Origin of the sequence: Streptomyces sp. NPDC046900, assembly GCF_040644975.1 — a bacterium.
Classification (GTDB): domain Bacteria; phylum Actinomycetota; class Actinomycetes; order Streptomycetales; family Streptomycetaceae; genus Streptomyces.
Map to the genome: position 1 here is coordinate 154,928 of NZ_JBEYXD010000005.1, position 20,978 is coordinate 175,905.

General features: G+C 71.0%; 18 protein-coding genes, 1 tRNA gene and 2 pseudogenes. 9 read left to right on the plus strand and 12 right to left on the minus strand.

The features are described from left to right. Positions 1-108 precede the first annotated feature (108 nt). The 4 genes from ABZ904_RS07575 to hppD all read right to left on the minus strand — a co-directional run bounded on the left by ABZ904_RS07575 (position 109) and on the right by hppD (position 5,438). Entirely contained in the window at positions 109-879 is a 771-nt protein-coding gene (locus ABZ904_RS07575; RefSeq protein ID WP_359391617.1) for an RDD family protein, read from the minus strand. Between the two features lie 54 nt (positions 880-933). Next, on the minus strand, positions 934-2,481 hold the full coding sequence (locus tag ABZ904_RS07580; protein WP_360991483.1) for an RDD family protein: 1,548 nt from the start codon (positions 2,479-2,481) through the stop codon (positions 934-936). Between the two features lie 235 nt (positions 2,482-2,716). Next, entirely contained in the window at positions 2,717-4,123 is a 1,407-nt protein-coding gene (locus tag ABZ904_RS07585) for an FAD-linked oxidase C-terminal domain-containing protein (RefSeq protein ID WP_360991480.1), read from the minus strand. A gap of 169 nt (positions 4,124-4,292) precedes the next feature. Further along, positions 4,293-5,438 carry a 4-hydroxyphenylpyruvate dioxygenase gene (gene hppD / locus ABZ904_RS07590; protein WP_360991477.1) on the minus strand — a complete coding sequence of 382 codons (1,146 nt, stop codon included), beginning with the start codon at positions 5,436-5,438 and terminating at the stop codon, positions 4,293-4,295. A 123-nt stretch (positions 5,439-5,561) separates the two neighbouring features. On the opposite strand from hppD, the gene ABZ904_RS07595 reads away from it, so the two are divergent. The 5 genes from ABZ904_RS07595 (at position 5,562) to ABZ904_RS07615 (ending at position 8,409) form a co-directional block, all read left to right on the plus strand. Continuing rightward, on the plus strand, positions 5,562-6,041 hold the full coding sequence (locus ABZ904_RS07595; RefSeq protein WP_359410336.1) for an Lrp/AsnC family transcriptional regulator: 480 nt from the start codon (positions 5,562-5,564) through the stop codon (positions 6,039-6,041). Positions 6,042-6,060: 19 nt separating this feature from the next. Continuing rightward, positions 6,061-6,735 carry an ABC transporter permease gene (locus ABZ904_RS07600; RefSeq protein WP_360991473.1) on the plus strand — a complete coding sequence of 225 codons (675 nt, stop codon included), beginning with the start codon at positions 6,061-6,063 and terminating at the stop codon, positions 6,733-6,735. Further along, positions 6,732-7,541 (plus strand): ABC transporter permease subunit, encoded by an 810-nt coding sequence (locus ABZ904_RS07605; RefSeq protein WP_360991470.1) that lies wholly within the window; start codon positions 6,732-6,734, stop codon positions 7,539-7,541. Before ABZ904_RS07600 ends, ABZ904_RS07605 begins: the two co-directional genes overlap by 4 nt. 67 nt (positions 7,542-7,608) lie before the next feature. After that, positions 7,609-8,214, plus strand: a complete 606-nt coding sequence (locus ABZ904_RS07610) for a helix-turn-helix domain-containing protein (protein WP_359410339.1) — start codon at positions 7,609-7,611, stop codon at positions 8,212-8,214. 12 nt (positions 8,215-8,226) lie between these two features. Continuing rightward, on the plus strand, positions 8,227-8,409 hold the full coding sequence (locus ABZ904_RS07615) for a hypothetical protein (RefSeq protein WP_359410340.1): 183 nt from the start codon (positions 8,227-8,229) through the stop codon (positions 8,407-8,409). Here ABZ904_RS07615 and ABZ904_RS07620 read toward each other — a convergent pair. The 3 genes from ABZ904_RS07620 to ABZ904_RS07630 form a co-directional block, all read right to left on the minus strand. Continuing rightward, positions 8,406-9,197 (minus strand): S16 family serine protease, encoded by a 792-nt coding sequence (locus ABZ904_RS07620; RefSeq protein ID WP_359410341.1) that lies wholly within the window; start codon positions 9,195-9,197, stop codon positions 8,406-8,408. The genes ABZ904_RS07615 and ABZ904_RS07620 overlap by 4 nt on opposite strands. 126 nt (positions 9,198-9,323) lie before the next feature. Continuing rightward, a complete protein-coding gene (gene menC / locus ABZ904_RS07625) occupies positions 9,324-10,433 on the minus strand; it encodes an o-succinylbenzoate synthase (protein WP_359410342.1) in 1,110 nt (369 codons plus the stop codon). After that, a complete protein-coding gene (locus tag ABZ904_RS07630) occupies positions 10,430-11,266 on the minus strand; it encodes a chorismate synthase (protein WP_359410343.1) in 837 nt (278 codons plus the stop codon). The genes menC and ABZ904_RS07630 overlap by 4 nt, the downstream gene beginning before the upstream one ends. Positions 11,267-11,367: 101 nt before the next feature. On the opposite strand from ABZ904_RS07630, the gene ABZ904_RS07635 reads away from it, so the two are divergent. Continuing rightward, positions 11,368-12,906: a helix-turn-helix domain-containing protein gene (locus ABZ904_RS07635; protein ID WP_361821760.1), complete on the plus strand. Its 1,539-nt coding sequence runs from the start codon at positions 11,368-11,370 to the stop codon at positions 12,904-12,906. A gap of 121 nt (positions 12,907-13,027) precedes the next feature. On the opposite strand, the gene ABZ904_RS07640 is transcribed toward ABZ904_RS07635, so the two are convergent. The 3 genes from ABZ904_RS07640 to ABZ904_RS07650 all read right to left on the minus strand — a co-directional run bounded on the left by ABZ904_RS07640 (position 13,028) and on the right by ABZ904_RS07650 (position 17,404). Continuing rightward, the gene (locus ABZ904_RS07640; RefSeq protein ID WP_360991460.1) at positions 13,028-13,669 is read right to left on the minus strand and encodes a helix-turn-helix domain-containing protein; all 642 of its coding nucleotides are present in this window, start codon (positions 13,667-13,669) and stop codon (positions 13,028-13,030) included. 331 nt (positions 13,670-14,000) lie between these two features. Then, entirely contained in the window at positions 14,001-15,806 is a 1,806-nt protein-coding gene (locus ABZ904_RS07645; protein WP_361821763.1) for a DEAD/DEAH box helicase, read from the minus strand. A gap of 149 nt (positions 15,807-15,955) precedes the next feature. Further along, on the minus strand, positions 15,956-17,404 hold the full coding sequence (locus ABZ904_RS07650; RefSeq protein ID WP_359410347.1) for an MFS transporter: 1,449 nt from the start codon (positions 17,402-17,404) through the stop codon (positions 15,956-15,958). A 205-nt stretch (positions 17,405-17,609) separates the two neighbouring features. Here ABZ904_RS07650 and ABZ904_RS07655 point away from each other — a divergent pair. From ABZ904_RS07655 to ABZ904_RS07665, 3 genes and pseudogenes are all read left to right on the plus strand, one after another. Continuing rightward, positions 17,610-17,684 (plus strand) — tRNA-Cys (locus ABZ904_RS07655). 218 nt (positions 17,685-17,902) lie between these two features. Continuing rightward, a complete protein-coding gene (locus ABZ904_RS07660) occupies positions 17,903-18,535 on the plus strand; it encodes a DUF6082 family protein (protein WP_360991450.1) in 633 nt (210 codons plus the stop codon). Between the two features lie 143 nt (positions 18,536-18,678). Then, positions 18,679-18,782, plus strand: a pseudogene (locus ABZ904_RS07665) (IS5/IS1182 family transposase); the annotation flags it as partial. Here ABZ904_RS07665 and ABZ904_RS07670 read toward each other — a convergent pair. Further along, positions 18,761-19,458 (minus strand): annotated as a pseudogene (locus ABZ904_RS07670) (IS5 family transposase); the annotation flags it as partial. The pseudogenes ABZ904_RS07665 and ABZ904_RS07670 sit on opposite strands and share 22 nt — an antisense overlap. A gap of 77 nt (positions 19,459-19,535) precedes the next feature. After that, complete coding sequence (locus ABZ904_RS07675; RefSeq protein WP_361821765.1) at positions 19,536-20,873, minus strand: IS630 family transposase; 1,338 nt, start codon at positions 20,871-20,873, stop codon at positions 19,536-19,538. Positions 20,874-20,978 lie beyond the last annotated feature (105 nt).

A 20,978-nucleotide genomic window follows, 5' to 3' on the forward strand; every position in this document is an offset into this window, starting at 1 on the left:
CACTTGACGGATACTTCGGACAACCGCACAACGAGCGACGGAACCGACGGGCCCGTATGGCACGGGCCCGCCGGTTCTTGGTGCGCCGCCGTCCGCCGGCTCGGTCCCTCACACCGTGCTGACCTCCACGGTCCGGGCCGCCTTGTCGTGCAGGCCCTGCTTGTAGGGCCGGTCGAAGAAGCTCCAGCCGCCGCAGATCGCGGTCCAGATACAGGCGCAGCAGAACGCGAACGGAAGCCACAGCACCAGCGCCCGGACCAGCGACGTCTGCACGGAAGGGGTGGAGCCGTCCGTCAGATTGGCCACCCGTATGTTGAGCAGCCTCTTGCCGAGCGTCTGCCCCGACCTCGAGATCATGATCGTGTCGTAGGCCGTGTAGAGCACCGCGGCGATCACGGACTGGCCCAGGGACTTGCCGTACTCGACCCGGTTGGCGTTGACGTTGTACTCGGTCGTGTGGAACGTCCAGGACAGCAGTACGACGATGATCCCGACGATGATCATGTCGATGATCCGGGCGAGCACCCGCTTGCCGCTGTCGGCGAGCGGCGGCATTCCGGCAAGGGGGTCCGACTCGCCGTACGGGCCGTAGGGCCCGCCGCCATAGGGACCTCCGCCTCCGTAGGGGCCGCCACCGTACGGCGGAGGTGGGCCGTACGGGCCTCCGCCGCCGGGCGGGGGTGCGCCGTAAGGGGGTTGGCCGCCGCCGGGCGGCGGCGCGCCCCCGGGAGGTGGATGGCCGCCGGCCGGGGGCTGGTCGCCGTGCTGTGAGCCCCAGTGGGGTGCGGAACCGCCGCCCTCGGACGGCGGGGGCTGCTTCCGGAACGGATCGTCGTCCGGGGACCCCCCGGAACCGGGGGGCGGCGGTTCGGTGCTCATGGCCCGAGTCGACCGCGAACCCTCCGGCTCCGCATCCCTACAGGGCCGTCCGGGTCAGCCCGCCACGAACGTGTGCGCCGCCTTGTCGTGCCAGCACTGGTGCCAGGGACGGTCGAACAGACACCACAGGACGCCGACGACGCCGACCACCAGCAGACCGGGCACGCAGTAGACGAGCCAGCGGCGCAGAGCCGGGCCGAACGCCGGGGGCTCATGGGCCTCGATGTCCCGCACCTCGATGCCGCACAGCTTCTTGCCCAGCGTGCGGCCCCACTTGACGGTGGGCAGCACCTCGTAGAGGACGCCGAAGCCGAGGAGCACGGCGAACACGACGGCGAGGTAGATCGAGGTCGTGCCGTCGAGCAGCCAGACCGTGACGGTCTGGCCGGACAGCCGGGCCGCGTCGATCTTGTCGTCGATGTGGTCGATCGCCTTGGTGCCCAGCGGCACGGCGGCCACGCCCGTGACCGCCGCCAGCACCAGGGTGTCCAGGAGCCGGGCGGCCAGCCGCTTGCCGAGGCCCGCGGGCCGGGCAGCCGCCTGTGCCCGGGCGACCGCCTGGAACGGGTCGTCCACCGGCGGCTTCCACGGCGGGAGGGGCCGGTCGCCCTCGGATGCCGGGGTCGCCAGCCGGTGTACCTGCTGCGCCCAGGACGGCTGGCCGCCGCCGGGGCCCGTGGTCATCGGCGTGGCGGCCGGTCCGCCGGACTGGTGCGGGAGGCTCGTCGCGGGCTGCTGGGAGAGCGAGCCGGCCGGCTGCCGCGGGGGCAGACCGGTCGAGGGTGCCGACGGCGACGGGGCGGACGGCTGCCGCGGCGGCGCGGTGCGCTGCGGGCCGGGCTCCGGCGCCTGCGGGTCCAGCCCCAGGGCCTGGCGGGCCGCGGCCTGGGCGCTCGCGGAGGGCTCGGCCGTCGGCCGCCCCGGACCGGACCCGGCCGCCCCCGTGCTCCCGCTCTGCTCCCCCGTGCGCGGGGAGAGCGCACGGAACGTCATGGTGCCCTCGGAGGGCGCGGGGCCACCGGTGCGGGAGGTGTCCCGGGCGCCGGTGCCTGAGCCCTCGCCGCGCGGCTGCCGGCGGAAGACGGCCGTGCCGTCCGGGACCGGGGAGGAATCCGGGTCGGCCGGCGGGATCGTCGCCGTGCCGTCCGTGCGGTTCGCGGTGCCGTCGGGCCGCCCGGAGAGGGGGAGCCGCGGGTCGGCGCCCTGCGACGCGCCCCACGACACCCGGCGGTCCTGGTCGCCGCCGAAACCGGACTGCCGTGAGCGGTCGGCGCCCCACGCAGAGGCGGGCTCGGGCCGGCTGCCGTGCTGGGCGTCGGCCCGGCTCACTTGAGGGGTCTCCTCGACCGGGTCCTCGTCGAAGAAGTGCGGACCGGTCTCCTCCACGGAGAGGTGGACCGGTGCCGCGCCGGGCGGCGGGGAGAGCGGTCGGCCGTCGCCGGGCGGCGGGGAGAGCGGTCGGCCGTCGCCGGGCGCCGGCCGGCTGGTGCCCGGCACCCAGGCGACACCGTTCCAGTACCGGACATATCCAGGAATGGACGGATCCGGGTAATAGCCTTCGCGGGGCCTGTCGTCACCGGGTGCCGGGGTTGGGGCGCTCATGTCCGTCGTCCCGTATCTGCTCGGGGGGTCGTGTAGACATCCACATCTATCAGAAGCCGGGTGTGAGTACGGCCGCTCCGCCCGTACCCACCCCTTTCCGGGCGACACCGCGCAATCCCTTCACACACCTGGAACACACCCCGAAAGAAATCATCCGAACTCGTGTAACGCCTGCCGCGCCCCCTCGCGGCGTGCACACGGCTGTGTGCCGATGGCGCCCGTCCCACCGGGCGGCTCAGAAGAGCTTGCCCGGGTTGAGGATGCCGAGCGGGTCGAAGACCTTCTTGACGGCCTGTTGCATCTCCACGCCCACCGGGCCGATCTCACGGGCCAGCCACTCCTTCTTCAGGACGCCCACGCCGTGTTCGCCGGTGATCGTGCCGCCGAGTTCCAGGCCGAGGGCCATGATCTCGTCGAAGGACTCGCGGGCGCGCCGGGACTCCTCGGGATTCTGTGCGTCGAAGCAGACGGTCGGGTGTGTGTTGCCGTCGCCCGCGTGTGCGCAGACCCCGATGGTGAGCCGGTACTTCTCGGCGATCCGCTCGACCCCTTCGAGCATCTCGCCGAGCCGGGAGCGGGGCACGCACACGTCGTCGATCATCGTGGTGCCCTTGACGGCCTCCAGCGCGGTCAGCGACAGCCGCCGCGCCTTCAGGAGCATTTCGGACTCGGCCGCGTCGTCGGCCGGTACGACCTCGGTGGCGCCGGCCGCCTCGCACAGCGCGCCGACCGCGGCGAGGTCGGCGGCCGGGTCGGGGGTGTCGAAGGCCGCGAGCAGCAGGGCCTCCGTGGTTTCCGGCAGGCCCATGTGCGCGAGGTCGTTGACGGCCTTGACGGTCGTACGGTCCATCAGTTCCAGGAGGGACGGCACATGCCCGCCCGCCATGATCCGGCACACCGCGTCGCACGCGGCGGCCGCGGACCCGAACTCGGCCGCCAGCACCAGTTGCTGGGGCGGCTGCGGCTTCAGGGCGAGGATCGCGCGGACGACGATGCCGAGCGAGCCCTCGGAGCCGACGAAGAGCCGGGTGAGGTCATAGCCGGCGACGCCCTTGGCGGTGCGCCGGCCGGTCGACATCAGGCGTCCGTCGGCGAGGACGACGTCAAGTCCGAGGACGTATTCGGCCGTGACCCCGTACTTCACACAGCACAGGCCACCGGAGGCCGTGCCTATGTTGCCGCCGATCGTGCACATCTCCCAGCTGGAGGGGTCCGGCGGGTAGTACAGGCCGTGCTCGTTCACCGCGCGGGAGAGCGCGGCGTTGACGACACCGGGTTCGACGACGGCGATACGGTCGACCGGGCTGATCTCCAGGATCCGGTCCATCTTCGTCAGGGAGAGCACGATGCAGCCCTCTGAGGCGTTGGCGCCACCCGACAGGCCGGTGCGGGCGCCCTGCGGGACGACCGGGACGCGCAGTTCGGTGGCGGTCCGCATCACGTGCTGGACCTGCTCGACGGTGCGCGGCAGCACGACCACGGCCGGGGTGCCGGCCGCGCAGAAACTCGCCATGTCGTTCGCGTACGAGGCGGTGACGTCGGGGTCGCTCAGGACGGCGGCGGCCGGAAGGCCGGCCTTGAGACGGTCGAGGAGGTTGCCGGTGACTTCGTCGCGCGGGGCTTCGATACGGCTCATGATCACAGCGTCGCACTCGGGAGCAGCGGTGTGAACCCCGTACGCACGGGGCAGGCCCGGGGGCTGCCCGTCCCCCGCCGTGAACGGTGCCCGTGGTCCCGCGGGCGCTCTCGCGGCGCCCGCGGGACCACGGGAGCGCGCGGCCGACCCCTGCTCGGTCGGGCGCTCCACCGGCTCAGAGGTTGCCGCGCCTTTCCTGCTCCCGCTCGATGGCCTCGAACAGGGCCTTGAAGTTGCCCTTTCCGAAGCCCATGGAGCCATGGCGCTCGATGATCTCGAAGAAGACCGTCGGACGGTCCTGGACCGGCTTGGTGAAGATCTGCAGCAGATAGCCGTCCTCGTCGCGGTCCGCCAGGATCTTCAGCTCGCGCAGGGTCTCTACGGGGACACGGGTGTCGCCGACCCACTGACCGAGGGTGTCGTAGTACGAGTCCGGAGTGTCGAGGAACTGCACGCCGGCCGCGCGCATCGTCCGCACCGTGTGCACGATGTCGTTGGTGTTCAGCGCGATGTGCTGGACGCCGGGACCGCCGTAGAACTCCAGGTACTCGTCGATCTGGGACTTCTTCTTGGCGATCGCGGGCTCGTTGATCGGGAACTTGACCTTGAGCGTCCCGTCGGCCACGACCTTGGACATCAGCGCGCTGTACTCGGTCGCGATGTCGTCGCCCACGAACTCCTTCATGTTCGTGAAGCCCATGACCTTGTTGTAGAACTCCACCCACTCGTTCATACGGCCGAGTTCGACGTTGCCGACGCAGTGGTCGATGGCCTGGAACGTGCGCTGCGCGGGCGGCTCCACGATCGGCGCGGCGGCGGCGAAGCCGGGCAGGTACGGACCGTCGTACCCGGTGCGCTCGACGAGGGTGTGGCGGGTCTTGCCGTACGTGGCGATCGTGGCGAGGACGACGACACCGTGCTCGTCCTTGAGCTCGTACGGCTCGGCGACCGAGCGGGCGCCTCGCTCCATCGCATGGGCGTACGCCGCCCGCGCGTCCGGGACCTCGATCGCGAGGTCGATCACGCCGTCGCCGTGCTCGGCCACGTGCTCGGCCAGGAAGTGGCCCCAGGTGGTGGCGGGCTTGATGACCGAGGTGAAGACGAAACGGGCGGAGCCGTTCTCCAGGACGTACGAGGCGGTCTCACGGCTGCCGTTCTCCGGTCCGGAGTACGCCACGAGCCGCATGCCGAAGGCGGTCGAGTAGTAGTGGGCGGCCTGCTTGGCGTTGCCCACGGCGAAGACGACCGCGTCCATTCCCTTCACCGGGAAGGGGTCTGCCTCGCGCGCGGTGTCGGGGGTGTGGTGTGTGGTCTGCGTCATATCCGCAGCCTCACCCTTCCTCGCAAGGTGCGCAATAGTTTGCGTATCGGCTGGGCAATCTGCTCAGTGGAAGCCCCGTATCGACGGGCTTTCTGTACATCATGACCATCTGGGAGCGCGGGTATGGCGATCGATCAACTGGACGCCCGGCTGATCCTGCTGCTGGCGCGCGAGCCGCGCATCGGGGTGCTGGAGATGTCCCGGCGGCTCGGGGTGGCGCGCGGCACGGTCCAGGCGCGCCTGGACCGGCTTCAGTCCAATGGAGTGATCCGCGGATTCGGCCCTCAGGTGGATCCCGCCGCGCTCGGCTATCCCGTCACCGCGTTCGCGACGCTCCAGATCCGGCAGGGACAAGGACCCGACGTGCGGGCCCATTTGGCGACCGTCCCGGAGGTCCTGGAACTGCACACCACGACGGGCAGCGGGGACATGCTCTGCCGGCTGGTGGCTCGCTCGAATGCCGACCTACAACGTGTGATCGACCGAGTTGTCGGCTTTGATGGCATCGTCCGGGCCTCCACGGCGATCGTCATGGAGAACCCTGTTCCGCTGCGGATCATCCCGCTGGTGGAGCAGGCGGCGGAGGACCGGCAGAGGACCTAGCCCACCGGGGTGAGCGCACGTGAGCTTCTACGAGTACCTGGCCGACAGCCACCGGCGGTTGTTCATAGAGGCCTGCGGACATGTCGGCGCCGTCCTCGTGTGCACTCTCCTCGCCGCGGTCCTCGGCGTGCTGATCGGCCTCGTCGCCTCTCGCAGCGAGCGGGCCGGCGACCTCGCCACGGCCGCCACCGGTGCCTTCCTGACCGTCCCCACCCTGGCGCTGGTCGGCCTGCTGATCCCGGTCACCGGACTGGGCCTGGCGCCGACGCTCGCCGCGCTGACCCTGTGCGGACTGCTGCCGATCGTGCGGAACTCCCTCGTGGCCCTGCGCACGGGCGACCCTTCGCTGGTGGACGCGGCCCGGGGCATCGGCATGTCGCGGTGGGCCCGGTTCGTCCGTGTGGAGCTGCCGCTGGCCTGGCCCTCGATCCTCACCGGGATCCGCGCCTCCACCCGCCTGCTGGTGGGTGTCGCCGCAGTCGCCGCGTACGCCTCCGGACCCGGTCTCGGCAACGAGATCTTCCGCGGCCTCGGCTCCCCGGACAGCGAGAACGCGCTCAACGAGGTGCTCGCGGGCACGCTCGGCATCTTCGCCCTGTCGGTGCTGTTCGACGCCGCCTACCTGCTGCTCGAGCGGCTGACCGTCCCCCGGCGGATCGCGAGACCGGTTCAACCGGAGGAGAGGACGACGTGACCACATACGAGGTGGAGGAGCAGGAGGAGACCCGGTCGCCCGCCCCGCCGGGTCCCCGGTCACCGCGGATCACGTGGCAGAAGCTGACCCTGCTGCCCGCGGCACTGGTGGTCCTGCTGCTGACGACCCTGCTGTGGTTCCGGCAGGCCCGGCTGGACACGTTCTCCCAGAACGCCCTCTCCCAGGGCCGGGTGGAGAAGGCACTGTGGCAGCACATCGAAATGACCACGCTCGCCACGTTCCTGGTGATGGTCATCGCGATCCCCCTGGCCATCGCGCTGACCCACGGGGCGGCGGGCAGGTTCACCGCCACGGCGACGGCCATCGCCACCGCGGGCCGGCGGGCCCCGGCGATCGGCCTGCTGGCGTTGCTGGTGCTCTGGCTCGGCACCGGCCACAGGGCGGTCCTCGTCGCCATCGTCGCCTACGCCGTCCTGCCCGTGCTGTCCCACACGATCGCGGGGCTGAAGGAGAACGACTCGCCGCTGCTGGAGGCCGCCCGCGGCATCGGCATGTCCCCGATGGACGTGCTGGCCCGCGTGGAACTGCCCATGGCCCTCCCGCTGCTCCTCGCGTGCGCACGCATCGCCCTGGTGCTGAACGTCGGCACGGCGACCCTGGCGGCGTTCGGCGGAGGCGGCGGTCTGGGCGTGCTCATCACCGCCGGGATCAGCCATCACAGTCTGCCGCTGCTGCTGCTCGGCTCGGTCCTCACGACCTCGCTGGCGCTGCTGATCGACTGGGGGGTCTCGATGGCGGAACTGCTGACGGCCATGACGCTCGACGGGGGCCTCAGGGGCCTGTAGTGGTCCTGCGGAGCCACTTGCAAAGAACCCCTTGCAACGACTTCTTTGCAACGCTACCTTTGCATGCATGCAGGAGCCCGACGACACCACCCCGCACGAGGACGAGCGGCCACCGCGCCTGCTCGACGCCCGCTCGCTGCGCGGCCTCGCACACCCCCTGCGCATGCAGCTGCTCAACGCACTGCGGCGCGGCGGACCGGCCACCGCATCCCAGCTGGCCGCGAAGCTGGGCGAATCCAGCGGCGCGACCAGCTACCACCTGCGCCAGCTCGCCGCCCACGGCTTCGTCGTGGACGCACCGGAGCACGGCAAGGGACGGGAGCGCTGGTGGAAGGCCCAGGACGAGGCGCTGGTCTTCGACAGCAACACGTTCAAGGACGCCGGCCCTGAAGTGCGGGGGGCGGCCGACCTGTACCTGCACGAGATCGCCGCCACCCACACCCGCGAACTGTCGACCTGGCTCGGGACCCGCGACGACTGGCCCGAGGCCTGGCACGGCGCCAACGACATGAGCGACGCGACGCTACGGCTGACGCCCGAACTCGCCCGCGAACTCGTGGGAAGGATGCACACCCTCATCGAGGAGTACCGCGCCCTCTCCCCCGGCAAGAACACCCCGGGGACCGAGCAGGTGCGCGTCCACACCCACCTCTTCCCCCTCAAGACGGATTGAGAGGCACGACCGATGCACCCGGACACGCATCTCGAGCTGCACCGCACCCGCGCCACCGACCTCCGTGCCGAGGCCGACGCGCACCGGCTCGCCGCCGACGCCGGCCACCCCCGCGACCTGCGGGTACGCCTCGGCTGGACCCTCGTCGAGGTCGGCCTGCGGCTCGCCGCCGCACCCCGGCCCGCCACCGTCTAGCAGCTCGGGACCGCGCCCTTCCCCTTCTGCAGCGCCACCAGCGCGTCGACCGCGCCGTTCAGGGTGGTCACCGGCACCAGCCGCAGCCCCTTCGGCAGCTCCGCCTTGGCGTCGGCGCACTCCGCCCTCGGGACCAGGAAGACCGTCGCGCCGTCCCGGCGGGCGGCCTGCGTCTTGAGGGCGACCCCGCCGACGGCACCGACCGCGCCGGCCGCGTCGATCGTGCCCGTACCGGCGATCGTGCGGCCGCCCGTGAGGTCGCCGCCGCTGCCGTTGCCCTTCAGCTTGTCGATGATCCCGAGGGTGAACAGCAGACCCGCGCTCGGGCCGCCCACATCCGCGAGCGTCAGAGTGACCTTGACGTTCCGGTCGCTGAGGTCCAGGTATCGCAGCGCCGCCTGTGTCGCCGCGTCCTGGGACTCCTTCATCTGCGCGGTGTTGTGCTGCTCGATCTCCTTGACGGTGTTCCCGCTCGGGTAGACCGCGTCACGCGGCAGCACCGCGCGGTCCGTGCGGACCCAGCCGTCGACCACGTCGCCGAGCGAGACCTGTGCGTCGGGGCCGGTGGCCTCGATCGTCGTCATCCGCAACTGACCCGTGGTCGTGCGGATGGGCGCCCCACTGATCGTGATCACGGGCGTGCCCTTGTTCGCGCCGAGGACGTTGGCCGTCAGGCCGGGCTGCGCCACTGCGAAAGGCAGCGGGGCGAACGCCGCCGTGGCGAGCAGGGCCACGACGGGCAGGGCGCAGACGGCGGCGGCCTTGGGGCGCGAGAGGCGAGAGAACACGGGATCAATCTAACGCGGTGGTGACTTCGTGCCAGGTCCCGGGCGGTGCCGGAGCGGATCCCACGGCCCCGGGCCGCCCGAGCCCGGCACCGGCACGGGAGCCGGCACAGTGTCCCGCCGCTGGTGTCATGCCCCGTACAGGTCGGTCCGCCCGGTGGTGAAGCGTCGCAGCGCCTCCGGGAGCGGTGCGACGCCGATCCCGGGCGCGGACGGCACCGGCAGATGTCCGTCCCGGAGCACGAACGGTTCGGTGATGTCCTCCGCGAAATAACGGGAGGACGCCGAGGTGTCTCCCGGCAGGGTGAACCCCGGCAGGGCGGCCAGGGCCAGGTTGGGCGCGCGTCCGATGCCCGTCTCGAGCATGCCGCCGCACCACACCGGCACCCCGTGCGCATGGGCCACGTCGTGGACGCGACGTGCCTCGAGGTAACCGCCGACCCGCGCGGGCTTCACATTGACCACCCGGCAGGCGTCCATGGCGATCGCGGAAGCGGTGTCCCGGGCGTTGTGCAGGGACTCGTCCAGGCAGACGGGGGTGGTGACGCGCTGCTGAAGCCGGGCGTGGGCATGAAGGTTGTTCTCGTCCAGCGGCTCCTCGATGAGCAGCAGCCCGAAATCGTCCAGCCGCCGCAGGTGCTCCGCGTCGGCGAGCGTGTACGCGGTGTTCGCGTCGACCTGGAGCGGCACCGCGTCCCCGAAGCGCTCGCGCACGGCGCGTACCGGCTCCAGGTCCCAGCCGGGCTCGATCTTCAGCTTGATGCGGACGTATCCCTCGGCGAGGTAGCGCTCGACGTCGTCCAGCAGTTCGGGCACGGAGTTCCTGATGCCGACCGAAACCCCGCACGGCACCCGGTCCCGTACGGCTCCCAGGTAGGTCGCCAGGGACATGCCGTACGAGCGCAGCTCCGCGTCCAGGACCGCCGTCTCCAGTGCGGCCTTCGCCAGCTCGTGCCCCTTGATCCCCGCCAGGGCGGGGGCGAGCGCGGCCGCCGTCAGACGGGGCAGGGCGGCGACGCGCGGCAGCAGGAAGTCGCGCAGGACGATCTCGGCTCCGGCGACGAACTCCGGGCAGTACCGGGGTTCGGGGTCGGCCGCGAACTCCGACCAGCCCTCGGCGGCGTCGGTGACGACGTGCAGCAGGAAGGTGTCCTTGTCGGTCATCGTCCCGAAGGAGGTGCGGAACGGCGTGACCAGTGGGATCGCCACGTGGACGATCTCGGCGCGTTCGAGTTTCATGCCAGGGAACCCTCCGGTCGGGTGAGCGTGTACCAGCCGTCCCGGGACATGTCCGTCGCCCTGAACCCCTCGGCGAAGGCCTGCCTGAAGACGTCGCGGACGGCGTGCCGCCAGCGCAGGGCGAGTGCCGGGTCGGCGGTGCGCAGGGCGACGACGTCCTGCGGGACGCGGCACCACACATGCCGGTCGTCCTGTGACCGCCGGGCGAGCGGGGCGCCGTCGGGGGCCTCGTGCGTGGCGGGTGCGCAGGCGCGGTCACCGCTCTCGTACGGCTGCCGGGGCGCCGCCAGGTCCCAGGTGACCGTGAGCCGGTCGCTCTCGTCGCCGTCGTTCACGCCGTCGGCCATCGGACCGTAGAAGTCGACGAGGAACTCCGTGCCGGTGGCACCCAGCTTCGCCAGGTTGAAGCGGGCGTTGCGGCCGACCAGCGGGTCGAAGGTCCAGCGCAGGGTGCGGGCGCCGCGCCCCAGGAGCCAGGCGCGCTGTGCCTGCTTGACCGGGTACCCGACGCCGGGGTCGGCCGCTGCCACCAGGGAGTAGGCGTCCGCCTCGGCGGGCGGCCCGAAGACGGCCACGCAGGCCCCTGCCAGCCGTTCGCCCGCGAAGGCGGCGTGCACGGCACCGCCCGAGTGCACCAGGCTGTGCAGCACTTCGGCGGGGATCGGCGGACTGGTGCGGGGGGTCCGCCAGACGTCGCTGAAGTAGTCGGCCACGGCGGCGAGGCCGGTGACGTCGTGCACGGTCCGGAGGTGGACGCCCGCGGCCTGCGCGGCGTCGTCCGCGAGCCTCGCCACGCGCGTGTGGGCGGCGGACAGGTCCGTGTCTGCTGTCATGGCTCGAGTTTCCGGGCGCGGAGCGGGCGCCGCGTTGCACTCGACGCCAAAACCCGCCTACCGTCCTGGTGGGATCGGCCAAAGCGGCGGAGGAGGCACCCATGGACGCCTGCAGCCTCGGTGACCTGATCGATGTCGTCGGCGAGCCCTCCGTCCGGCTGCACACCGCGCCCGCCGGGCTCACCGCGCCGGTCACCGAGGCGCTGCTGTACGACGCCCACGCCCCGCTCCCCCGTGCGCCGGGCGCGCTGCTGCTCGCGGTGGGTGTGCGCGCCAAGGCCGCGGGGCCGCTGGTGCGGGCCGCCGCGCAGGCGGGGATGACCGGCGTGGTCGTACGCGGTGCGGACGGGCCCGTCGCCGACGCCGAGGAGGCCGGGGTCGCACTGCTCTCCGTCGAAGAGGACGCCGCCTGGCACCGGGTGCACCTGCTGCTGGCCTCGGCGATCGGCGCCCGCCCGGTGACGACGGGCGGTGGGGACGCGCGCGGTGAACTGTTCGCGCTGGCCGACGCGGTGGCCGCGGCGGTCGGCGGAGCCACCGCGATCGAGGACCCGGGGCAGCGGATCCTCGCGTACTCCACGGTGCCCGGGCAGCCGACGGACGAGGACCGCCGCCAGGGCATCCTCGGGCTCCGGGTGCCGGGAAGTCCGCAGAACACCGAGCAGTACCGGATCGTCTTCGCCGCCGAGGGCCCGGTGCGGCTCCCGGCGCTCGCGGGCGCGCTGCCCCGGATCGCGGTCGCCGTGCGGGCCGGCGGTGAGACGCTCGGTTCGCTCTGGGTCGTGGACGACGGCGGGCTGGCGCCCGACGCCGAACAGGCGCTGACCCAGGGCGCCTCCACCGCGGCGCTGCTTCTGCTGCGGGCACGCGCGGCACAGGAACTGGCCCGGCACCAGGACGGCGATCTGCTGCGCCGCCTCCTCGACGGCACGGCCGACCCCGATGCGGCCGTCCACCGGCTCGGTCCCGAACCCGTACGGGTGGCCGCGTTCGCCGTCGACTCGACGGTGTCCGCGCCGGACGGCGAGCAGACCGCGCTGCGGCTCCTGGACCTGGTGCGGCTCCAGTGCGAGGCGCACTACGGACGGCACGCGTGCGTGCTCGTCGACGGGATCGTGTACGCGCTGCTGCCCGCTCCGGGCGAACGCGGCGAGCGGCACCGGCATCTGGCCGAGGACATCGTACGGCGGGCCGGGGCGGCGCTGCGGGTACCGGTGCGGGCCGGGCTCGGCGACGTGGTGCCCTCGATCGCCGGTGCGCCGGCCTCCCGGGCCGACGCGGACCTGGTGCTGCGGGTGCTCGGTCCCGGGCTGCCGGTGGCGTGCGTGACCGAGGTGCGGCCCCGGATCACGCTGCTGCGGCTGGCCGAAGTGATGCGAGGGAAGCCGGAGTTGACGGTGGGGGCGGGCCGGGACCTCCTGGACCACGACGCCCGGCACGGCACCGCCCATACGCGCACGCTGCTGGCGTGGTTCGAGGCCGGAGGCGACATGGCGGGCGCGGCGGAACGGCTGGGCGTCCATCCCAACACCTGCCGCTACCGCCTGCGCCAGATCCAGCGCCGGCTCGGCATCGACCTGGACGACCCGGACGAACGGCTGGTGCTGTGGCTGCAGTTGAGGGTGCTGGGCTGCGGTTGAGGGGGCGGGTCGGCGGAACCCGGACGGCCGGCGGGGCGACGGCGCGGGCGAACGGCGGTGCCGGGACTGCGGTTGAGGGCCCCGGACAGCGGACCCGGACGGCGAACCCCGGCGGCGGTCGTCAGCTCAGCGCCTCGGCCACCTCCCGGGCGGCGTCCACCACCCTCGGCCCCACCCTCTCCGGTATGGAATCCGACAGCATCACGACCCCCACGCTGCCCTCGATCCCCGTCACCCCGAGCAGCGGCGCGGCGGCTCCGCTCGCGCCGGCCTCCAGTTCCCCGTGGGTGAGCGTGAAGCCGGGCTCGGTGCTCGTCCGCAGACGGGCGGCGAGTATGGCGCGGCCGGCGGCTCCCCGGTCGAGCGGATGCCGGAACCCGGCCCGGTACGCCACGTGGTAGTCGGTCCAGGTCGGCTCGACCACGGCGACCGCCAGTGCCTCCGTCCCGTCGACCAGGGTCAGGTGCGCGGTCGCCCCGATGTCCTCGGCCAGGGCCCGCAGCGCGGGCAGCGCGGCCTCCCGCACCAGGGGGTGCACCTGACGGCCGAGGCGCAGCACTCCGAGGCCGACCCGGGCGCGGCCACCCAGGTCGCGGCGTACGAGTGAGTGCTGCTCCAGGGTCGCGAGCAGCCGGTACACCACGGTCCTGTTCACGCCCAGCTTGGTGGACAGTTCGGTGACGGTCAGCCCGTGATCGGTGTCGGCGAGCAGCTTGAGGACCTTGAGGCCCCGGTCGAGCGTCTGGGAGGTCTCCGCGGTCACGACGCCCACTCCTTAGTGGTAAGGACGGCGGCCCCTCGCGGCAGATGCGACACCGAGTCCCGTCGGCGACGCGCTTCAGAGGCCGCCGATCGGCCGGCGGCCCGGGCGGCTCCCGGACTCAGTCGCTTCACGGCTGCGCTCCGCGGCGGCGCTGCCACGGGGCGTGTGCGTAGCGGGACAGTAGCGAGCTGGTTCGCTCAGCGGAAGGCTCCGTCCAGAATCCGGTCAACGAGCCTTACCTGGTCGTTCTCTTTGCGGAGGTATGTACGGCCCGGTCCCCGCCGGAAAGTCGCGCACCCGGTCCCGCACGCCCGCCGGGCGCCTCGCGGCATCACCTCATACGGGTGGCCCACTCCTGGACTTTCGCGATGCGCTGGCGCAGTTGACCCGCGGTGCACTCGGCGCTCGGCGGGCCGCCGCACACCCGGCGCAGTTCGGTGTGGACGACGCCGTGCGACTTGCCGCTCTGATGGACGTAGGCGCCGACCATCGTGTTGAGCTGCTTGCGCAGTTCGAGCAGTTCCTTGTGGGTGACCACGGGCCGCCGCTCGGCGGGCAGTTCGAGCAGATCGGCCTCGGTGTCCGGTTTCTTGCGGCTGTGCGCGATCTGCCGGGCCTGCCGCTTCTGCAGCAGCAACTCGACCTGCTCGGGCTCGAGAAGGCCGGGAATGCCCAGATAGTCCTGTTCCTCTTCGCTGCCCGGGTGGGCCTGCATCCCGAACTCGGCGCCGTTGTACATGACCCGGTCGAAGACCGCGTCGGACTCCAGCGCCTCGAACGGCAGCATGTCCTGCTCGCCGGTGTCCTCGTCCTGTTCCCGGTTGGCCTCCTCCATCTCCTTCTCGGACTCGGCGTACGGGTCCTCCTCCTCGCCGCCCTTCTTCGGCTTGTCGAGGACGTGGTCGCGCTCGACCTCCATCTCGTTGGCGAAGGTGAGGAGGTCGGGGACGGTCGGGAGGAAGACGGAGGCGGTCTCGCCGCGGCGCCTGGACCGCACGAAACGGCCGACGGCCTGGGCGAAGAAGAGCGGTGTGGAGATGGTCGTCGCGTACACCCCGACGGCGAGCCGCGGCACGTCGACGCCCTCGGACACCATGCGCACCGCGACCATCCAGCGGTCGTCGTTGTGGCTGAACTCGTCGATGCGGTCGGAGGCGCCGGCGTCGTCGGACAGCACGAGGGTCGCGCGGTGCCCGGTGATCTCGCGGATGAGCTTGGCGTACGCGCGGGCCGACTCCTGGTCGGAGGCGATGACCAGGGCACCCGCGTCCGGGATGGCCTTGCGGATCTCGGTCAGACGCTGGTCTGCGGCGCGCAGCACGCTGGGCATCCAGTCGCCGCGCGGGTCGAGGGCGGTGCGCCAGGCCTGGCTGACGGCGTCCTTGGTCATGGGCTCGCCGAGCCGGGCGGCGATCTCGTCGCCCGCCTTGGTGCGCCAGCGCATGTTGCCGCTGTAGGAGAGGAAGATGACCGGCCGCACGACCCCGTCGGCGAGGGCCGAGCCGTATCCGTAGGTGTAGTCGGCGGCGGACCGGCGGATGCCGTCGTTCCCCTCCTCGTACGCGACGAAGGGGATGGGGTTGGTGTCGGAACGGAACGGCGTACCGGTCAGGGCGAGCCGGCGGGTGGCCGGTTCGAACGCCTCCAGACAGGCCTCGCCCCAGGACTTGGAGTCGCCCGCGTGGTGGATCTCGTCGAGGATGACGAGGCTCTTGCGCTGCTCGGACCGGTTGCGGTGCAGCATGGGCCGGACGCCGACGCCCGCGTAGGTGACGGCGACGCCGTGGTACTCCCGGCCGAGCGGTCCGGCGCTGTACTCGGGGTCCAGTTTGATCCCGATCCGCGCCGCCGCCTCGGCCCACTGCTTCTTCAGATGCTCGGTCGGCGCGACGACCGTCACCTGCTGGACGACGTGATGGTGCAGCAGCCAGGACGCGAGCGTCAGCGCGAAGGTCGTCTTGCCGGCGCCGGGCGTGGCGACGGCGAGGAAGTCACGCGGCTGCTCCTGGATGTACTTCTCCATCGCCCCCTGCTGCCAGGCACGCAGCTTGCCGGCGGTACCCCAGGGAGCACGGCCGGGGAAGGCGGGAGACAGATGGTGCGAGTGCGAGGAACTGCTGGCGGCGGCGGTACTCACGGTCTCCGGTTCGCTGGGGCTGGGGTGGCTCGGCTACGTATGACAACCGGGCCACCCTACCGGTGGGCCCACCCGCCACTCGGGTCAACACCGCCGCATCGGGCCCGGGTGCGACACGGCTCACAGATCATCGGAGCGGGCCCCGTGACTCACCGCTCCCGCAGCCGGGTCGTCACCCATGCCCCCACCAGCGCCACCGCCGCCATCGGCAGGAACACCACGGCGAAGGCCGCCGGGTGGGAGCCGCCGGCGGTCGCCTCGGTCGTCGTACGGGCGAGGGCGCCACCGCCGAGCGCGGCGAACGCGGCGCCGCCCGCGGAAAGCAGGACGACGTTGGAGAGGCCGTCGGAGATCTGCAGGGCGGCCGAGTTGGCGCCCGCCTCCTCGGGTGCGGACAGGCGCAGCAGCAGGACGCTGGTCGAGGAGATGACGAGACCCATGCCGAAGCAGCCGAACCCCCAGGCGACGGCGACGATCCAGACGGGCACCGAGTGGATCAGCACACTGGGCGCCGTGGTGATCGCGGCCGCGACGACGAGCATGCCGAGCGTCATCAGCCGCTCCCGGTACGCCTCCAGGCGCGGCCTCGACTGCACGTACGACCCGAGCGCCCAGGACCCGCCGCCCGCCGCGAGCGAGAACCCGGCGAGCGTGGGCGACAGGCCCCGCTGGGTGACGAGCATGAGGGGGACGAAGCTCTCCGCCGAGATGAACGCGCCCGCCGCCACTCCGCGCAGCAGCACCACGGACGGCAGCCCGCGCGCCGCCCGGTAGGTGCCGCGGGGCAGCAGCCCGAGCACCGACGGGACGAGCAGCGCGACGCCCGCGACGCCTGGCAGGAGGGACACCCAGGCGAGGTCCTGGGCGGCGTACTGGAGGAGTCCCGCGCCCAGGGAGACACCGAGGGCGAGCCGGGTGCGCCGGCCGTCGAAGGGCCCCGTGACAGCCCCCTCGGCGGGGCCGCCCGCCCGGTGCCGTATCGCGGGCAGCGCGAGCGCCAGCGGGAACACCACCAGCACCGGGATGCCGATGAACACCCATCGCCAGCCGAGCTGTTCGGTCACCGTGCCCGCCGCCAGCGGGCCCACCACGGAGGGGACGACCCAGCCCGCCGCGAACCCCGCCATGATGGCCGGTCGCAGCCGCTCCGGGTAGGCGCGGCCGACGACGACGTACAGGGCGACGATCACGAGTCCGCCGCCGAGGCCCTGCACGGCCCGCCCCAGGATGAACACCCACATCGCCCCGGCCGTCCCCGACAGCAGCAAGCCGGCCGCGAAGGCGGCGATGCCGCAGGTCAGCGAGGCAAGCGGGCCGCTGCGATCCGACCACTGGCCCGCGAACACCATGCCGAACAGGCTGGTGGTGAAGAACGCCGAGAACGCGAAGGCATACAGGGACAGCCCGTCCAGATCCCGCGCCGCGACCGGCATCGCCGTGCCGACGGCCGTCGCCTCGAAGGCGATGAGCAGGACGACGGAGACGATGCCGATGCTCAGCGCCCGGTACGGCCGGCTCAGCACGCCGGCGGTGTTGTCCACAGGGGCGGGAGGCGGGGCGTCGGCGACGTCGGTGTCGCGAGGTCTCAGAGCGGCCATGTTCGTCAGAGTAAGGGGCTCGACCAAGATTCGCCCCTGTCCAGAGACGGTGATCGAGGGGGACCTTGGTCGTACGACCCACCGTTCATGAACGGCGTATGGCAGTCCTGTTGCGGCCCCGGCGATCCTCTTGAGCCCCCGGAACGCCCCGCCATACGGTCGACGCATCAGGTCGGAACGAGTGAGCCGTGCCGCACCTGATCCCGGCCGTGTGCCCGAGTGGTTGAGGGACTCGCCTGCAAAGCGAGTTACGCGGGTTCGATTCCCGCCATGGCCTCCAGCGCCTTGAGCAGGCAGAACGACAGGGCGGCACCCCATCGGGGTGCCGCCCTTTGCATCGTCCGTCTCAGTTCCCGTCTCAGTTGCCAGGCGGACTGCGACCGCGAGCGCGCATGCCCTTTCCCACCTACTGCGGTCAGGGTTCGGGCGATCTACACGTTTCGCAGTCTGACCGGGTATGCCTCTACGCAGGATGAGTACAGCGGCAGAGGGGGGCTCATGGCACAGAGGCTCACACTGCGCCGGAAGACGCTCGCGCGAGTCATAGCAGGCATAACGATCACCTGTGTACTGACATTAGCTCCCATCCTGATCCTGGAGATTGCTCCCTCAGGAACGGACTGGGGGAAGCTCAGCGAGGTGAGTCAGGTCTACTCAGCCTTACTCTCGGCAGCCGCTTTCTTGGGCGTTGCTGCCGCACTGACGTACCAAGCGCGGCAAACTGCGCTCGCGAACGCGGAGGCGGCCCGCGTCTCCCACAGGGAACTCATGGCGATGACCTTGAACGACCCCACGTTTATGGCATGTTGGGCACCTGACTTCACCGCGCTGTCCGCGGAAGAAGCAAGACAGATAATTTTCACCAACTTGATTGTAAGTGAATGGTCCTCCCAATTCCGGCTGCGTCAGCTCAACGATGACACACTTCTTCTGCTGTTTCTGTCCCACTTCCGAGGTGAAGTGGCTCGGAAGCACTGGGAACTGAGCAGAGAGCCGCGTCGACAATCCTACGAAGCGCAGGGCGACTTGAAAGGAATGCAGTTTGTCTCGATAGCAGACAGAGCATTCGCGCAGGCCACTACTGAAGGGCCCGCAACCCCGCCAACTGCGTACTTCACAACTGGTCGATAGCCTTCTGGTCTGTGTCGGGTCGAATGCAGACACAGAGCTCTTTCCAACCTGCTGGCCGGGTTGGGTAGTTGGCCTGACAGACGGGTGAAGCCCCTGGTAGATGGGTTTTCGACCAAGAGAACCGTCTCCACCAGAGGCTTCGCGTGCTTGTTTACCCGTCCGGCGTCGACGTGTCCAGCTCTGCTCCGCCCGTCTGAGGGAACGCCGCCGCGCCCTCGGCACCCGTTGGCGGCGCCTGAGCGCCGGCGGCCGCCCGCCGCGGCTGCTGCGGCGGAGCCGGTTGCGGATCTGGTCGGCCCGCTCGGGAATGGTGTGGGCGATGCCCCGGCGTCGCAGCCACGTCCGGATGGCCCGGGAGCTGTAGCCCTTGTCGCCCAGGACGTGGGTGGGCCGGACCCGCGGCCGTCCCGGTCCCGGGCGGGGAACCCGGATCGCCTCCATCACGGCGGTGGACTGCGTGCAGTCGTTGGTGTTCCCGCTCGTGACGGTCAAGGCGAGCGGGCGGCCGTAGGCATCGCAGGCCAGGTGGATTTTGCTGGTCAGCCCGCCTCGAGAGCGTCCGAGACCGGGACTGCGGAGCCCCCTTTTCGGGCCCCCGCCGCGTGCTGGTGGGCCCGGACGACGGTGGAGTCGACCGACACCAGCCAGTCGATGTCGCCAGCTGCGTCCGCCCGGGTCTGGGCGGCCCGCAGCATCCGCTCGAACCTGCCGTCCAGAGCCCACCGGTGGAAGCGGGTGCGCAGCGTGTGCCACGACCCGTACCGCTCGGGCACATCCCGCCACGCGGTCCCGGTCCGGAACTTCCACACGATCCCGTTGAGCACAGTGAGGTCATCAAGACGCTTCCGCCCGCTCAGTGACTCAGGCAGCAACGGCCGGATGAACTCCCATTCCACATCGGTCAGTTCATGGCGACGTATCACCCGACTATGATCCACCACTCAAGATCAATTGACGACACTGCCTAGTGTCCTGCGCCGGAAGTTACGCGTCTAAGTGTCTAGCTTGTTTTAGTGTCGGGGGCGAGCTTAGCGAGGTAGTCGGCGAGTGAATTGAGGATCTCGTCTGCGGTTTTGGTCCAGGTGAAGGGTCTCGGGTTCTCATTCCAGGTGGCGATCCACGCCTTGATGTCGTCCTCGAGGGCTTTCACGGAGGTGTGGACACCGCGTCGGATCAGCTTGTCGGTCAACAGGCCGAACCACCGCTCGACCTGGTTGATCCAGGAGGAGCCGGTCGGGGAGAAGTGGACGTGGAAGCGCGGGTGCCGACCCAGCCACGTTCTGATCTCAGGGGTGTTGTGGCTGGCGTAGTTGTCGCACACCAGATGCACGTCGAGTCCGGCGGGCACCGCTTTGTCTATGGTGACCAAAAACCTCTTGAACTCGATTGCCCGGTGGCGGCGGTGGAGTTGGCCGATGATGGTGCCGTCGGCGATGTTGAACGCGGCGAACAGGCTCGTGATGCCGTGTCGCAGGTAGTCGTGGGTGCGGCGCTCGGGCATGCCGGGCATCATCGGCAGCACTGGCTCGGAGCGGTCCAGCGCCTGGATTTGGCTCTTCTCATCGACGCACAGCACCACCGCCTTTTCGGGTGGGTTGTGGTAAAGGCCGACGACGTCGACGACCTTCTCGACGAACTGCGGGTCGGCGGAGAGCTTGAAGGAATCCTGCAGGTGCGGCTTGAGGTCGAACTTTTTCCAGATCCGCCCGATGGTGGACTTCGACAAACCGGTGCGCTTGGCCATCGAGGTGCGCGACCAGTGGGTGTCCTCTCCCGGGGTGGACTCCAGCGTCGCGATGACCACGTCCTCGACCTGGTCAAGCAGGATCGAGGGCGGCCGACCCGGGCGCGGCTCGTCCGCAAGCCCGTCCAGTCGACCCGCGATGAACCGCGACCGCCAGCGGTTGACCGTCGCCTGCGCGATGCCGAGTTCGGCGGCGACCTGTTTGTTCGTCCCACCCTCCGCGCAGCGCAGCACGATCTTCGCGCGCAACGCCAGGAACTGCGCGGTCTTCGCTCGCCGCGCCCAGCGCGTCAACTGCGCGTGCTCGGTCTCGGTGAGGACCAGATCCGGCTTGCGCCGGCCCGGCCGCGGCTCGTCGGCCAGACCTGCCAGCCGGTGAGCCGCGAACCGGGAGCGCCACTTGCGCACCGTCGCCACGTTGACGCCCAAGTCAGCCGCCACCTGGGAACTTGACGCGCCATCCGCACAAGACAGGACGATCCGCGCGCGCTCGGCCGAACGAGATCCCGCCCCACCACCCGCCCAACGCGACAACTCGGCGCGCTCCTCTTCGGACAGCACGACCTCGACAGCACGCGGACCCCGATGTGACATGAAAACAGCCTACAGACTTAGGACTGTAATTTCCGACGCATCACACTAGTACCCCAGCCGCTGTTTGTACCAAGCGCGCAGGGCCTGACTGCTTGGAACCCCGAC

Bases quoted from the DNA above. Each gene is read 5' to 3' on its own strand.
- ABZ904_RS07575 (WP_359391617.1), bottom strand. From the start codon at position 879: ATGAGCACCGAACCGCCGCCCCCCGGTTCCGGGGGGTCCCCGGACGAC.
- ABZ904_RS07580 (WP_360991483.1), bottom strand. From the start codon at position 2,481: ATGAGCGCCCCAACCCCGGCACCCGGTGACGACAGGCCCCGCGAAGGC.
- hppD (WP_360991477.1), bottom strand. From the start codon at position 5,438: ATGACGCAGACCACACACCACACCCCCGACACCGCGCGCGAGGCAGAC.
- ABZ904_RS07595 (WP_359410336.1), top strand. From the start codon at position 5,562: ATGGCGATCGATCAACTGGACGCCCGGCTGATCCTGCTGCTGGCGCGC.
- ABZ904_RS07610 (WP_359410339.1), top strand. From the start codon at position 7,609: ATGCAGGAGCCCGACGACACCACCCCGCACGAGGACGAGCGGCCACCG.
- ABZ904_RS07615 (WP_359410340.1), top strand. From the start codon at position 8,227: ATGCACCCGGACACGCATCTCGAGCTGCACCGCACCCGCGCCACCGAC.
- menC (WP_359410342.1), bottom strand. From the start codon at position 10,433: ATGAAACTCGAACGCGCCGAGATCGTCCACGTGGCGATCCCACTGGTC.
- ABZ904_RS07630 (WP_359410343.1), bottom strand. From the start codon at position 11,266: ATGACAGCAGACACGGACCTGTCCGCCGCCCACACGCGCGTGGCGAGG.
- ABZ904_RS07635 (WP_361821760.1), top strand. From the start codon at position 11,368: ATGGACGCCTGCAGCCTCGGTGACCTGATCGATGTCGTCGGCGAGCCC.
- ABZ904_RS07650 (WP_359410347.1), bottom strand. From the start codon at position 17,404: ATGGCCGCTCTGAGACCTCGCGACACCGACGTCGCCGACGCCCCGCCT.
- ABZ904_RS07660 (WP_360991450.1), top strand. From the start codon at position 17,903: ATGGCACAGAGGCTCACACTGCGCCGGAAGACGCTCGCGCGAGTCATA.
- ABZ904_RS07675 (WP_361821765.1), bottom strand. From the start codon at position 20,873: ATGTCACATCGGGGTCCGCGTGCTGTCGAGGTCGTGCTGTCCGAAGAG.